The sequence below is a fragment of the uncultured Arthrobacter sp. genome (assembly GCF_964021775.1).
In the GTDB taxonomy this organism is placed as follows: Bacteria; Actinomycetota; Actinomycetes; order Actinomycetales; family Micrococcaceae; genus Arthrobacter.
In genome coordinates this window covers 67,295-81,190 of the sequence record NZ_CAXHZI010000007.1, presented here as the reverse complement: position 1 = coordinate 81,190, position 13,896 = coordinate 67,295, and the positions used below count along the sequence as shown (strand labels likewise).

Below are 13,896 nucleotides of genomic sequence, written 5' to 3'. Positions count from 1 at the left end.
TCAGCGGGCCTCTGCAGGTTCTGGCTGCAGTTCCTCGGGCAGCGGCAGGAACTCCTCCCCCACGCTCTGCAGCTTGTCGCCGAAGAGCGCGCCGAAGTTATCGACCAGGTCCTGGTAGCCCCAACCGCCCTCGCGGTACTCGGTGGCCGCCGCCTCGGGGTGGGTCCAGAGCTGCAGGCGGTCGCCGCCGGCGCCGATGGCCTGGCCGGTAACGCCGGCGGCGGCGTCGGAGGCCAGGAACGCGACCAGTCCGGCGACGTCGTCGGCGGTGCCGAAACCGAGCTCGTGGCGGAAGAAGGACGGCATGGCCTCGCCGCGCTCGTCCGCCTCGACGGCCTTCTGGAAGTAGGGGACGGTCTTGGTCATGGCCGTGGCAGCCACCGGGATGACGGCGTTGGCGGTGACGCCGGCCTTCTTCATCTCCAGCGCCCAGGTGCGGACCATGCCGACGATTCCGGCCTTGGCCGCGGCGTAGTTGGTCTGGCCAAAGTTGCCGCGCTGGCCGGTGGGCGAACCGATGGTGATGATGCGGCCGGGGATCCCGTTCTCCTTGAAGTAGCCGAACGCCTCCCGGGCGCAGGTGAAGGTGCCGCGCAGGTGCACGTTGATGACCGCGTCAAAATCGTCGTCGGTCATTTTCAGCAGCGACTTGTCGCGCAGGATCCCGGCGTTCGTGACCAGGATGTCCAGCTGGCCGAACTCCGTCACGGCGGCCTGCACCAGCTGCTTGGCGACCTCGGAGCTGCCCACCGGGGCGACGACGGCGGCGGCCCGCCCGCCGTCGGCTTCGATAATCCGGACCGCCTCGTCGGCGACGGCCGCGTCCACGTCGTTGATCACGACGGCGGCGCCCTGCCGGGCCAGCTCCCGGGCGTAGGCCAGGCCCAGGCCGCGGCCGCTTCCCGTGACGATTGCTACTTTTCCTGTGAGGCTCATTGCTGCTCCTTTGCTAGCTGCCGTGTGCATCCTGCCCTGGGGCGTGGGATGCTGGTCTGCATCCATGAAAGTATGGATAATTGAGAATGTCAATGATTTATTTTGTGGACTATTGGAGCGGACATGGCGACCGAAGTAGACGAGGCACCGGGCACCCGGCCGGCAGACAAGCTCATGGCGGCGTCGATCAGCCTGGATGCGGGATTCCTGCTGGCGAAGCTGCATGCCGCCGGTTCCGTCCTCAACAACCGCGCCCTGGCCGAGTTCGGGCTCAAGGAGCGCTCCTATTCGGTACTGGCCCTGGCCAACAGCGAGCTGGAACCCACGCAGCGTGAAATGGCGGAGTTCCTCAGCCTGGATCCCAGCCAGATCGTGGCCCTCATCGACGAACTCGAAAAGCGCGGCCTGGTGGTCCGGGCGCCCGGCAAGCAGGACCGCCGGGCCAAGATTGTGTCCGCCACCGCGGCGGGAGCGGCCGTGTTCCGCCGCGCCGAGGCCGCGGCCCGGGCGGCGGAGGCCGAGGCCCTCACCGACCTCAGCGATACGGAGGTGGGCGAACTGAAGGCCCTGCTGCGGAAGGCGCTCTGGAGCCGGGCCGCCTGAGTTCCAGCACTGCGCCGACCACGCAGGGTGCCCGCGTGACATCCAGCGATAGCTATGTGACAGGAATTGTCACATAGCGTCCGGCGCGGCTAGCCAAGAGGCCTCCGGATCGGCCATGCTTAGTCATGACCTCAACGTCGAGCCAGTACCGGATCATCACGGTCTGCACCGGAAACATTTGCCGGTCACCGATGGCCGAATTGATGCTGGCCGAGGCCCTGGCCGCAGCGCAGCTGACCGGCGTCGACGTCGATTCGGCAGGGATCACCGCGTACGAGGTGGGCCGCCCGATTGATCCCCGCGCCGCGCGCAAGCTCTCGGCCCACAACATTTCCTCCGGACTCCACGTCGCGCGCGAGTGGCGCAGCGAATGGTTCCTGTCCCGCGAGCTGATCCTGGCCCTGGACGTGGACCACTACGGCTGGCTCCGCCAGGCCGCACCGGACCAGGCCTCGCTGGCGAAGATCCGGATGCTGCGCAGCTTTGATCCCGCCGTGGCCGGCAGGGATCCGCTGGAGCAGGGCATCGAGGACCCCTGGTACGGAGGGCATACCGACTTTGACACCACCTGGGAGCTGATCCACGCCGCCATCCCCGGCATCCTGGAGCACGTCCGCGCCGCCCGGCGGCCGGCCGGCCCGGGACCCCAGGACCGGCTGCAGGACCTGACGCACCGGGACGGCACGGGGCAGCGGGTACGCTCTAGTTCATGAGCCGCGCACCCGTCATCATCGCCATCGACGGACGCTCCGGCGCAGGGAAGACCACCCTGGCCATCGAGCTCGCGGCCCGGCTCCGGGAGCACCACAAGGTCTCGCTCTTCCATCTCGAGGACATCTACCCCGGCTGGAACGGCCTCGCCGCTGGCATCGACCGCTACGCCGCCACTGTCCTCGCCCCGCTGCGCCGCGGCGAGCCAGCCCGCTGGGTCAGCTGGGACTGGGATCGGCATTACGACGGCGCCGCCCGCGTCACTGAGCCGGCCGAAATTGTCCTGGTCGAAGGCGTGGGCGCCGCCGCCGCAGCCGCAGTGCCGTTCCTCGACGCCGTGGTCTGGGCCGATTCGCCCGAGCAGGACCGCCGCACCCGGGCCCTCGCCCGCGACGGCGCAAGCTACGAACCCTACTGGGAGCGGTGGGCCGGCCAGGAAGACGAGTGGCTGGCCGCCGACGACGTGCCTGCCCGCGCCGACGTGCGGGTGCTCAACCTCGCCGACGGCGCTGCCCCGGCCGAGGTACTGCAGGCCCTCCAATACCTCCCGGCGCTGACCCCGGTGCTGCTCCCCGAGCTTGCAGCCCGCCGCGGGCTGCAGCTGAGGACCGAGCGGATGGACGCCGCCCCGGACGCCGCCCGGCTCTTCGAAACGCTCTACGGCAGCTCGCCGAATGCGGTGTGGCTGGACTCCTCCCTCGCGGAGGGAACCGGGGAAAACCGGCGCGGCCAGGGTGCAGACGGCCGGGGTCAGGGCGGTGAGGCGGCCGAACGCAGCCGCTTCAGCATCCTTGCGGACGACGGCGGCAGTTACGGCCAGTCGGTCCGGCACCAATCCGGCCGGACCTGGGTGCGCGTGGGCAATGCCACCGTGCAGACCGAGGGAGGATTTTTCCGCTGGCTCGACGGGGTCTGGGGCCGCCGTGCGCTGCGCGCGCCGGAGGAGTACCCGTGCGAGTTCACGCTCGGCTGGCTGGGTTACCTGGGCTACGAGCTCAAGCGTGAAACCGGCGGTAGTAACGTCACCGCCACCACCCCGGATGCCGGCCTGATCTTCGCCGGACGCGCCGTGGTCCTGGACCACCGGGAGCGCACGGTGTGGCTGCTCGCGCTCGAGTCCGCGGACTCCGGGGACTGGCTCGCCGCGGCCCGCGCCGCCGTCACGGCCGCGGAGGGCGGCAGGCCAGGCGGCAGCGACGGGGGCAGAGTTGGAGACGGCAGAGTTGCAGACGGCGGCAGCGACGGCGTCGTGCGCGCCCTCGGCACCGCACCCGACTTTGCTTTCCGCGCCCGGGATACCGAAGCGGAGTACAAGGCCAAGATCGCCGCGGCGCAGCATGAAATCACCGAGGGCAACAGCTATGAGGTCTGCCTCACCACGGCCTTGACGGCCACCGTGCCCGCCGGTGAGCTCGATCCGTGGCAGGCCTACCTGGCGCTGCGCCGGCGCAACCCGGCGCCCTTTGCGAGCTTCCTGCGCCTCGGGGAGCTCACCGTGGCCAGCACCTCGCCGGAGCGCTTCCTGCGGATCGACGCCGACGGCGCCATGCGGGCGGAGCCGATCAAGGGCACCCGGCGCCGGGAGACGGACGCCGCCCGGGACGAACTGCTGCGCCGGGAGCTGGAATCCTCGCCCAAAGACCGCGCCGAAAACATCATGATCGTGGACCTGCTGCGCAACGACCTCAGCCACTTCGCGGTGCCCGGCTCCGTATCCGTCAGCCGTCTCTGTGCGATCGAAAGCTACGCCACGGTGCACCAGATGGTCAGCACCATTGACGCACAGCTCCGTCCCGGCATGCCGCGGGCCGAGGCCGTGGCGGCGTGCTTCCCGGCCGGCTCCATGACCGGTGCCCCCAAGGTCAGCACCATGGCCATCCTGGACCGGCTCGAGGCGGCCCCGCGGGGCGTCTATTCCGGGGCGATCGGCTACTTTTCGCTCAGCGGCGCCACCGACCTCGCGGTGGCCATCCGGACCCTGGTGTTGGCCCCGGGCCCGGGCCGGAGCAGCGCGGTGAGCCTCGGCGTCGGCGGTGCCATCACGGCGGATTCCTCGCCCCAGGAAGAATACGAGGAGATCCGGACCAAGGCCTTCGGGGTGCTCTCGGCGCTCGGCGCCGGCTTCCCGCCGGACTAGCCGCGGGCACCGGATTGGCCGCCGGCACCGGCCGGCTACGGCAGGATGCCTACTGCAGGGTGGAGGTGAGCCGGGCGACGTTGTCCACATACTTGACCCCCACCGGGCGTTTCATCCAGTCCTCGAGCGTCAGTTCGCGCGAGATGCCCCGGTAGGTGTCCTCCACCGCGCTGATCCGCCGCACGATGTCCTCGCCCAGGAGCATCACCGAGACCTCAAGGTTCAGCGAGAAGGAGCGCATGTCCATGTTGCTGGAACCCAGCACGGCAACCTCGTTGTCGATCGTGAAGTGCTTGGCGTGCAGCACGAACGGGGCCTTGTAGAGGTAGATCCGCACCCCGGCCTCCAGCAGCGCCTCGTAGTACGACTGCTGGGCGTGGTGGACCAGGAACTGGTCGCCCTTCTCCGAGACGAAGAGTTCGACGTCGACGCCGCGCTGCGCCGCCGTCGTCACCGCGTACAGGAGCGAATCGTCGGGGACGAAGTAGGGGCTGCAGATTGAGATCTTGTGCTGCGCCGAGTAAATCAGCGTGTTGAAGAGCCGCAGGTTGTTTTCGGTGATGAAGCCGGGGCCGCTGGGCACCACCTGGGCCGTGATGTTGCCGGCGTGCAGCTCGGGCCGGTGCGCGAGCTGGTGTTCCAGGGACTCATCCGTCTCGCTGAGCCAGTCGGTGGCGAAGACGACGTTGAGTGTGGTGACAATCGGGCCGCGCAGGCAGGCCATCAGCTCGACCCATTCCCGGCCGACCTTGCGGTGCCGGGGGTTGTTGTAGGAGGGCTCGATCAGATTCTGCGAACCGGTGAAGGCGACTTCGCCGTCGATCACCATGATCTTGCGGTGGTTGCGCAGGTCCGGGCGGCGCCACTGCCCGTGCACGGGCCGCAGCGGCAGCATCGGCCGCCAGCGGATCTTGCTGGCCTTCAGCCGGGCGATGAGCTTGCTGTAGCCCTTGATCCGCAGGGTTCCCAGGTGGTCGAACAGGAGGCGGACTTCGACGCCGCGCTCGGCGGCTTCCTCCATCGCCGTCAGCAGGTCGTCCGTGATGTGGTCCGAGCTGAGGATGTAGAACTCGGCGTTGACAAAGGACTCGGCCTCGCGGACGGCGGCCGCCATCGCCTTGATCGAATCCGGGTAGCCGGGCAGGAGTTCCACGTGGTTGCCGTCCACCATCGGCAGCGAACCCAGCGTCTTGTTCAGTTCCGCCGCGGAGGATACCCACTCCGGGCCTTCGTAGCTGCTTTCCAGCATCGCGAGTTCGGAGGTGCCGGCGCGAACGCGGGTGTTCACCGCTTCCTGCTGCGCCCGGCGCTTCCGGGAGAGCCGGAAGTTGCCGAAGAGCAGGAACAGGACCAGGCCCAGGGCCGGGACGAAGAAGATGCCCAGCAGCCAGGCCATGGCGGTGGTGGGACGGCGGTTGCCCGGGATGATGCCCAGCGCCAGGACCCTGATGACGAGGTCGACCAGGGTCAGAATCAGGACGACCCAGGACGGGAGTGTTCCCACTAGCGGAAATGGCCACAGCACAGGCGAACCCCTCATGATCCAGACCCGCGGAACAGTTCCGGAACGGGCAACCCGCAAATCCTATCCCGGCACGCCGCACTAAGCTGAAGGCATGACTACCCCTGCCTCTGTTCCGGCCCGCCCGACGGTGCTGGTGTTCCTCGATCCCGCGTTTGAAAACGGCCGCGTCGCCGACTCGTCCAAGCCGCAGCTGATGGCCACGGACCAGGGTGCGACGCGCGGCGACGGCGTTTTCGAGTCATTGCTGGTGGTGGGGGGACGGCCGCGCAAGCTGCAGGCCCACCTGAGCCGGCTGGCCGGCTCCGCGCGCGCCCTGGAGCTGGACATCCCGGACGAGGACGCCTGGCGCCGCGCGATCGGGACGGCCATCAGCGAGTTCCGCGGCCCGGCTGACGACGCCGGCGAGGCGGGCGAAGCTGACGGTGCGGCTGACGAGGTGGTGGTAAAACTGCTCGCCACCCGCGGCGTCGAGGGCGACTCCGCACCGACGTGCTGGGTCCAGGCCTCCCCTCCGCCGGCCGCCGGGCGGCTGCAGCGTGAGACCGGCATTGACGTCATCCTGCTGGACCGCGGCTATGACAGCGAGGTGGGCGAACGCGCCCCGTGGCTGCTGCTGGGCGCCAAGACGCTGTCCTACGCGGTGAACATGGCGGCGCTCCGGTATGCCCACTACCAGGGCGCGGACGATGTCATCTTCACCTCCGCCGACGGCCGGGTCCTGGAGGGCCCGACGTCGACCGTGCTGCTGGCGCACCTGGAATCCACCGACGACGGCGCGGGCGGGGTGCGGACCGTGCGCCGGCTGATCACCCCGCAGCTGGATAGCGGAATCCTTCCCGGCACCTCGCAGGGCGCCCTGTTCACGGCGGCGAAGGCAGCCGGGTGGGAACTCGGCTACGGTCCGCTGGTTCCCGAGGACTTGTACGACGCGGACGCCGTCTGGCTGATCTCGAGCATCCGGCTCCTCGCCCCGGTGAACCACATCGACGGCAAGGAGATCGGCACGCCCGAACTGCGGCGGCAGCTCACGGCGGAGCTCAACGAACTTTTCGCCACGATCGAGTAAGGGCGCGGAGCAACCCGAGCTCAGCGCCGGGTCCTTGGGCGATGGAACCGGTCCCCCGCGGTGGTCGCTGAAGTATCGGCGTAGGCCAAGTCACGCGGAGCGGAGGCCACCCGGTAGCCGGCGCGGCGCACCCGCCTGATCAGTTCCCGGTCTCCGCCCACCAGCAGGTCTTCCGGGAGAGGTCCGATTTCCTCAAGCACAGCCTTGGATACCGCTCTGATGTTGCCGGGGCGGGCCGGCAGGCAGCCGCTCACGGCGAGGGCTCTCCGGAGCAGCCCGGCGCCGCGGCTCAGGGAGGATGGTATCCGGGGCCGCTCCGGGTCCGACGTGGCCGGCCGGGCGTCGCCGCAGACGGCGCCGGTATTCTCGTCCGCGAAGCCTTGGAGCATCCTTTTGACCGTGTTCCGTGAGAGGACCAGGTCCGCATCCATGAACACCACGACCTCGCCAGATGCGTGCCGTAAGCCCAGATTCAGGGCGGCACCTGTGCCCGCGTTGGCCTGGCTGAGCACTTTGATTCGGAGATCGGCCGCGGCCACGCCCTTCATCAGTTCGAACGTGTTGTCGGTCGAGCCGTCGTCGACCAGCACCACTTCGTAACGGTCGTAGCTGGTGAGCTGGATGGAGCGTACAGAGTTCTCTATGCGGGCCGCCTCGTTGAAGGCCGGCACAATGATCGACACGGTCGGCCACATGTCCAGCAGGGTGGGCACCCCGCGGCGGCGCCGCACTGCGGCGCCGACCTCATACCAGGACACTGCTGTGCGCCCTTGGTGACTGACGGAAGGATGCCGGGTTGAACGATGGCAGGGTAAATGCCCCTAGAACGGCGTCGAGCAATTCCGGGGCGAGTCCGCTGTTCCTGCCGAACCGGGCGGTCACACCGAGCACCACCGGCGTCCCGTCGGCACGCCGCCGGACATCGACGTCAACCGGGCCGGTCAGCCCGAGCGCGCGGACAGCGGCCATGGCCACATTTCCCACATCCATGGCCTCGCCGATTTCGACCCGACGGGCGGCCGCCACGTTTCCAGCCTTCCCCCCGGCCGGTGCAGTTTTTTCGATAACGACGACGAACGGAGCGGCCGCGTTCTGCACCGGGGTGCCGAAGACCATGGGGCCGTAAGCGGTTCCCGGGATGAATTCCTGCACGATCTGGCCTTCCGGCAGTCTGTGCCAGTCCACGTCGACGCCTCCGTCGACGACGGTCACGCCGCTGCCGCAGCCGGAGACCCTGGGGCGGACGACTACCGGTCCGCCAAGCGCTTCCATGGCGGCCTCAGCGCCGGAGAAATCCCGGGGCACCCCGAACCGGGGGACGGCCACCCCGGCCGATTGCAGCCGCCATGCGGTAAAGAGCCTGTCGTGGGCTAGGGCGACGGGTCCCGGCTCGCCAATGATGACGCGGACATCGGGGCCGAAGGCGGGCCGGAAGGCCGCCAGCTGCGGCAGCTCGTCAGTCACTGTAGGAATGACAACGTTCACGTCTTCGGCGGCCACCAGCCGGCGGAGTGCCGAAACCAGCTCCGGATCCGAGGCCTCCGGGACGCGGACGGCGGTAATTCCCGACCCTGCCGGCAGTTCGCGGATGTCGGTACCCAGGACGGGGACGCCTCGCGCTTTGAGCTGGGCCGCGACGGCCCGTCCGGCAGGTCCCCCCGCGCCGGTGATGAGCACGCGGGGCTTCACAGGTGGTCCCATAAAAATCCAGTTCCTTCGTAGACATGCCGGGTGCCCCAGTGCAGCGCCTGGCTAATGCTGGTTATCCCATTGGAAATCTGCTGACACGTCGGTCGTGCCCGTCCCAGTCAAGGCGAGGGTGGCCAGGGATATCCCGAGTACGAACTACCCGAATCTGCCCCGCAGGCACTGCGCCGGATGCCCACGAGTACTGGGGTTGCTGCCAGCGCTACCCGCGCCCATGCCGTTGCTGGAAACGCCGGCCACGGCCGCCCGTGACTTAACATGACGGCGCCGCCGGTGCCGACGGCACGGAAGTGCTACGTTTTTGGGGAGTAATGAGACCCGGCGCCAAGCCCTGACTGGCCGGTCGGCAACCCTCCCTTTCGCGGCGGGGTGCCTCAGGTGAATACTCGGCATATCGAGAGTTCGAGCTGCAAGCGTGAAAGTAAGGAGATCCGTCGTGCCCGACGCGTCCGCACCCGCTGTGCCCGCCACAGCCCCCGCCCCGTCCTCCGCCGCCCCCGGCCCCGTCGAAGAAAAACTGGCGTACCGCCTGTTCACCGGGCCCGACGACCGCAGCTTCTGTGAACGTGTTTCCGCCGCCTTGGCCGAGGGATACGTGCTGCACGGCAGCCCCTCCGCGACGTTCAACGGCAGCACCGTGATTGTGGCGCAGGCCGTCGTGCTGCCGGCCGCGATCGCGAGCGCTGACGCCGCCGTCGCCAACGCGGTGGATGAGCTGGACGTCGTCGAGTTCGACGGCGAGGGCCACGCATGAGCTACGCCGGAGACCTGAGCCCGGAGGAGGCATGGGCAAGGCTCGAGGCGGGCGCCGTCCTGGTGGACGTCCGCACCGAGGGCGAATGGGCCCGGATCGGCACCCCGGCTGCCCCCTCTGCCGCCGGAAAACGGCAGGAACCCCTGTTCGTCCAGTGGACCCTGGCCGGTGGAGCGCCCAACCCGTACTTCCTGGAACAGCTGCAGCAGCAGGCGCCTGACGCCGCGGAAGCCGAGCTCATCTTCCTGTGCCGCTCCGGCGCCCGGTCCGTCGCCGCCGCCAACGCCGCCACGGAAGCCGGCTTCACCTCCTACAACGTCCTCGAGGGCTTCGAAGGCGAACCGGACCGTCACGGCGAACGCACCGTCAACGGCTGGAAGAACCGCGGCCTGCCCACCAACCCCGGAAAGCACTAAGTGAGCTTTAATCCCGACGCCCAAGGCTGGAGCCCGGACACCCAGGCCGTCCGCGGCGGACTCGACCGCACCGGCTTCCAGGAGACCACCGAACCGATCTTCCTGAACTCAGGCTTCGTCTATGAATCCGCCGCCGCCGCGGAACGCGCCTTCACCGGCGAGGACGAACGCTTTGTGTATTCGCGCTACGGCAACCCCTCGGTGGCCACCTTCCAGGAGCGGCTCCGGCTGCTGGAAGGAACCGAAGCATGCTTCGCGACGGCGTCCGGCATGTCCGCCGTGTTCACCGCGCTGGGGGCGCTGCTGGGGGCAGGCGACCGGGTAGTCGCCGCCCGCTCCCTCTTCGGATCCTGCTTCGTGATCCTCAACGAGATCCTCCCCCGCTGGGGTGTGGAGACGGTCTTCGTGGACGGCCCCGACCTTGAGCAGTGGCGCTCGGCGCTGTCGGAGCCGACGACGGCGGTCTTCTTCGAGTCGCCGTCGAACCCGATGCAGGAAATCGTGGACATCGCCGCCGTGAGCGAACTGGCGCACGCCGCCGGCGCGACCGTCGTCGTTGACAACGTCTTTGCCACTCCCCTGCTGCAGCGCTGCGGGGAACTCGGCGCGGACGTGATTGTGTATTCCGGCACCAAACACATCGACGGCCAGGGCCGGGTGCTCGGCGGCGCGATCCTGGGCACCAAGGAGTTCATCGAGGGACCGGTCAAGCAGCTTATGCGCCACACCGGCCCGGCGCTCTCCGCCTTCAACGCGTGGGTGCTGACCAAGGGGCTGGAGACGATGGCCCTGCGGGTGAACCACTCCTCCGCCTCCGCGCTGCGGCTGGCCGAGTGGCTCCAGGAGCAGCCGGCGGTCAGCTGGGTCAAGTACCCGCTGCTGCCGTCCCATCCGCAGTACGAGCTGGCCGCACGGCAGATGAAGGCCGGCGGCACCGTGCTAACGTTCGAGCTGTCACCCTCGCCCGGCCGCACGGCCAAGGAGGCCGCCTTTGCGCTGCTGGACTCGCTGCGGATCATCGATATTTCCAACAACCTGGGTGATTCGAAGTCCCTGATCACCCATCCGGCCACCACGACGCACCGCGCCATGGGACCGGACGGCCGGGCAGCGATCGGGCTGAGCGACGGCGTCGTCCGGCTGTCGGTGGGCCTGGAAGACGTCGAGGACCTGATCCGCGACCTCGGGCAGGCACTCAAGCATTTTTAGTCCCGGCGTACCCGTGAGAGCACGGGGGCCGGGTCCGCTGCCGCCCTGGCGTCCGCGCCGTGCGTCGTGACCTGCACGGCATGGGCGACGACGGCGGCCAGGCCTGCGTCGTCGGCGGGCGTGTCCAGCCCGGGCGCGCAGAGCGCCTGGCGCTGCAGCTGCGACCCGGTGCCGTTCGCCAGGACCCTGTCCACGCCGCGGCGCGCCAGTTCCAGCTCGCCCTGCTCCGCCAGGACGGGGGCCACGAAGTCCACCAGCGCATGCACCACCTCGGCGGCAGGGGCGGGCCGGAAGCTGCCGAAGTCCAGCAGCTCGCCGCGCAGCCCGCAGTTGCTGGCCTGCCAGGCGGCCATCTTCAGCAGCACCGTCGGTACCGGGGCCGGGTCCACGCCGTCGCGCCACTCCCGGCTGGCGGACTCCACCAGGGCGCGCACCAGCACCGCGATCAGCGCTGCGTCCTCCGCGCGCAGGCAGACATCCGCGACCCGGACCTCCACGGTGGGGTGGTGCCGGGCCAGCCTCGCGTCGAAGTAGACCATGCCTTCGTCAAACAGCACCCCGCTCTCCAGCAGCCGCGTGACCACCCGCCGGTACACCGGAAGGCTGCCGAAGATCATGGCGGGGCCGGCTGCCGGCCAGCGGTTCCACGCCTGGGTGCGGTAGCTTTCGAAGCCGGTCTCCGCCCCGTTCCAGAAGGGCGAGTTGGCGCTGAGCGCGATGAGCACCGCCAGCTTGTCCCGAATCCGGTCCAGGACCGCCACGCCCTCCTCCGGGGATTCGATGAAGGTGTGGACATGGAATCCGCAGGTCAGCTGCTCCTGCACGGTGAGGCCGAACCGCTTCTGCATGGTGGCATACCGCGGGTTGGGGGTGGTGTGGGTGGCGGACGCCAGCGGCGAGGTGGCCAGGGCCGCCACCCGGGCGCCATGGGTCCGGGCGGCGCGGTCCGTGAACGCCCGGGACTGCCGGATCTGCTGCAGCAGCCCGCCGTGGTCCAGGCAGGGGACGGTCTGCGTCTCGATCTGCTCGAGCTTGAGCTCGAAACTGAAGCCGGAATCGTCGTGGTACGGATCGTGACCGGCAGACGCGGCCGGCGCGGCGGCGGCGCCGTGGTGCTGATCTTGACCGGCGTCGGGGGCCGGCTTCAGCCCGCGCAGCAGTGCGTCGGCGAGCGCCACCGGGACCCCGGTGACGGGGTCCACGATCAGCAGTTCCTCCTCAACGCCGAAGGTGCGCATGCAACCATTGTGCGCCAGCCCCTCCCCCGGCGCGCTACCCCACCGCGCCGGTCAGACGAGTCAGTCCTGGAAGTACTCGATCCTGGCGCCGATGGTGTTGAGCCGTTCGGCGAGGTCCTCGTAGCCGCGCTCGATCACGTAAATGTTGCGCAGCTCGGAGACGCCCCGCGCGGCGAGCATGGCCAGCAGCAGGCAGGCTGCCGGGCGCAGGGCCGGCGGGCAGCCGACTTCCGCGGCCCGCCACCTGGTGGGCCCGTTGACGTAGATCCGGTGCGGATCCAGCAGCTGGACCTGGGCGCCGAGCTTGTTCAACTCGGTCAGGTAAATGGCCCGGTTCTCGTACACCCAGTCGTGGATCATCGTCTGGCCCTGTGCGTTGGCGGCGATGACGGCGAAGAACGGCAGGTTGTCGATGTTCAGGCCGGGGAAAGGCATCGGGTGGATCTTGTCCGTTGGCGCCCGCAGCTCGGAGGGCTTGGTGGTGACGTCCACCAGCCGGGTGCGGCCGTTGCGGGCAAGGTACTCTGCGGACACCTCCAGCCGCTGGCCCATCTGCTCCAGCGTTGCCAGCTCGATCTCCATGAACTCGATCGGGACCCGCCGGATCGTGACTTCCGAGTTGGTCACGATGCCGGCGGTGATCAGGCTCATCGCCTCGATCGGGTCCTCGGAGGGGAAATACTCGATATCGGCGTCGATTGACGGGCGGCCGACGATCTTCAGCGTCGTGGTGCCTACGCCGTCGATCTCCACGCCCAGCATCTGCAGGTAGAAGCAGAGGTCCTGGACCATGTAGTTCGGGCTGGCGTTGCGGATGATGGTGGTGCCACGGCGGTGGGCTGCAGCCATGATGGCGTTTTCGGTCACGGTGTCGCCGCGCTCACTCAGGACGAAGGAACGGTCGTGGCCGTCCGCGGGCGGCGCCTGCACGCTGTAGAAGCCGGACTTCGCCTCGACGCTGAGGCCGAACTGGCGCAGGGCCTGCATGTGCGGCTCCACGGTGCGGGTGCCGAGGTCGCAGCCGCCCGCGTACGGCAGCCGGTATTCGGCGGATTCGTCGAGCAGCGGACCCAGGAGCATGATGACGCTCCGGGTCCGGCGTGCGGCCTCGACGTCCATCGAATCAAGGTCCAGCACGGCCGGGCGGCGGATCTGCAGATCGTTCGCGTCCAGCCAGGTGCACTCGACGCCGATGCTGGTCAGGACCTCAACGATCCGGTTGACCTCCTCGATCCGGGCCAGCCGGCGGAGGACGGTGGTGCCGCGGTTGATCAGGCTCGCGCACAGCAGCGCGACGCCGGCGTTCTTGCTGCTGTTGACGTCCACGGCGCCGGAGAGCGTGCGGCCGCCCTCCACCCTGAGGTGGGTCATCTGCGGCCGGCCGACCTTGACGATGGCCCGGCCGAAAATGGCTTCAAGCCGCTGGATCATTTTCAGGCTCAGGTTCTGCTTGCCCTGTTCCATCCGGGCAATGGCGCTCTGGCTGGTACCCAGTTCGGCCGCGAGCTGTCCCTGGGTCCAGCCCTTCTGGCCGCGGGCGTCCCGGAGCGCGGCGCCGACGTGTTCAGCAGTCTGTTGAGTCATATGCAATAAA

13 protein-coding genes and 1 riboswitch are annotated in these 13,896 nt (G+C 69.0%); of the genes, 7 read left to right on the top strand and 6 right to left on the bottom strand.

Features of this window, described 5'->3' with window-relative positions; translation table 11 throughout:
* Complete coding sequence (locus tag ABIN76_RS09090) at window positions 1–936, bottom strand: SDR family NAD(P)-dependent oxidoreductase (RefSeq protein WP_346959385.1); 936 nt, start codon at window positions 934–936, stop codon at window positions 1–3.
* Between the two features lie 174 nt (window positions 937–1,110).
* Here ABIN76_RS09090 and ABIN76_RS09085 point away from each other — a divergent pair, with 174 nt between their 5' ends.
* The 3 genes from ABIN76_RS09085 (at window position 1,111) to ABIN76_RS09075 (ending at window position 4,387) form a co-directional block, all read left to right on the top strand.
* Window positions 1,111–1,539 carry a MarR family transcriptional regulator gene (locus ABIN76_RS09085; RefSeq protein ID WP_346959432.1) on the top strand — a complete coding sequence of 143 codons (429 nt, stop codon included), beginning with the start codon at window positions 1,111–1,113 and terminating at the stop codon, window positions 1,537–1,539.
* Window positions 1,540–1,664: 125 nt separating this feature from the next.
* On the top strand, window positions 1,665–2,252 hold the full coding sequence (locus tag ABIN76_RS09080; protein ID WP_346959384.1) for a low molecular weight protein-tyrosine-phosphatase: 588 nt from the start codon (window positions 1,665–1,667) through the stop codon (window positions 2,250–2,252).
* On the top strand, window positions 2,249–4,387 hold the full coding sequence (locus ABIN76_RS09075) for a chorismate-binding protein (RefSeq protein ID WP_346959383.1): 2,139 nt from the start codon (window positions 2,249–2,251) through the stop codon (window positions 4,385–4,387). The genes ABIN76_RS09080 and ABIN76_RS09075 overlap by 4 nt, the downstream gene beginning before the upstream one ends.
* Window positions 4,388–4,436: 49 nt before the next feature.
* Here the strand turns inward: ABIN76_RS09075 and cls are convergent, their stop codons facing one another.
* Window positions 4,437–5,927 (bottom strand): cardiolipin synthase, encoded by a 1,491-nt coding sequence (gene cls, locus ABIN76_RS09070; RefSeq protein ID WP_346959382.1) that lies wholly within the window; start codon window positions 5,925–5,927, stop codon window positions 4,437–4,439.
* A 76-nt stretch (window positions 5,928–6,003) separates the two neighbouring features.
* Here cls and ABIN76_RS09065 point away from each other — a divergent pair, with 76 nt between their 5' ends.
* Window positions 6,004–6,978: an aminodeoxychorismate lyase gene (locus ABIN76_RS09065; protein WP_346959381.1), complete on the top strand. Its 975-nt coding sequence runs from the start codon at window positions 6,004–6,006 to the stop codon at window positions 6,976–6,978.
* A 20-nt stretch (window positions 6,979–6,998) separates the two neighbouring features.
* Here ABIN76_RS09065 and ABIN76_RS09060 read toward each other — a convergent pair whose 3' ends face one another.
* Both ABIN76_RS09060 and ABIN76_RS09055 read right to left on the bottom strand, forming a co-directional pair.
* Complete coding sequence (locus ABIN76_RS09060; RefSeq protein WP_346959380.1) at window positions 6,999–7,736, bottom strand: glycosyltransferase; 738 nt, start codon at window positions 7,734–7,736, stop codon at window positions 6,999–7,001.
* Window positions 7,723–8,679, bottom strand: a complete 957-nt coding sequence (locus ABIN76_RS09055; RefSeq protein WP_346959379.1) for an ATP-grasp domain-containing protein — start codon at window positions 8,677–8,679, stop codon at window positions 7,723–7,725. Before ABIN76_RS09055 ends, ABIN76_RS09060 begins: the two co-directional genes overlap by 14 nt.
* Before the next feature lie 313 nt (window positions 8,680–8,992).
* A riboswitch (SAM riboswitch) is annotated at window positions 8,993–9,107 on the top strand.
* Between the two features lie 14 nt (window positions 9,108–9,121).
* On the opposite strand from ABIN76_RS09055, the gene ABIN76_RS09050 reads away from it, so the two are divergent.
* From ABIN76_RS09050 to ABIN76_RS09040, 3 genes are read left to right on the top strand one after another with little or no spacing between them, the layout of a single operon-like run.
* Window positions 9,122–9,439, top strand: coding sequence for a DUF1737 domain-containing protein (locus ABIN76_RS09050; RefSeq protein WP_346959378.1), 318 nt, complete (start codon window positions 9,122–9,124; stop codon window positions 9,437–9,439).
* Entirely contained in the window at window positions 9,436–9,855 is a 420-nt protein-coding gene (locus tag ABIN76_RS09045; protein WP_346959377.1) for a rhodanese-like domain-containing protein, read from the top strand. The genes ABIN76_RS09050 and ABIN76_RS09045 overlap by 4 nt, the downstream gene beginning before the upstream one ends.
* Window positions 9,856–11,064: an O-succinylhomoserine sulfhydrylase gene (locus ABIN76_RS09040; protein WP_346959376.1), complete on the top strand. Its 1,209-nt coding sequence runs from the start codon at window positions 9,856–9,858 to the stop codon at window positions 11,062–11,064.
* Here the strand turns inward: ABIN76_RS09040 and ABIN76_RS09035 are convergent.
* Window positions 11,061–12,302, bottom strand: a complete 1,242-nt coding sequence (locus ABIN76_RS09035; protein ID WP_346959375.1) for a glutamate--cysteine ligase — start codon at window positions 12,300–12,302, stop codon at window positions 11,061–11,063. The two genes, ABIN76_RS09040 and ABIN76_RS09035, sit on opposite strands and share 4 nt — an antisense overlap.
* A gap of 60 nt (window positions 12,303–12,362) precedes the next feature.
* Window positions 12,363–13,886, bottom strand: coding sequence for a UDP-N-acetylglucosamine 1-carboxyvinyltransferase (locus ABIN76_RS09030; protein WP_346959374.1), 1,524 nt, complete (start codon window positions 13,884–13,886; stop codon window positions 12,363–12,365).
* Window positions 13,887–13,896 lie beyond the last annotated feature (10 nt).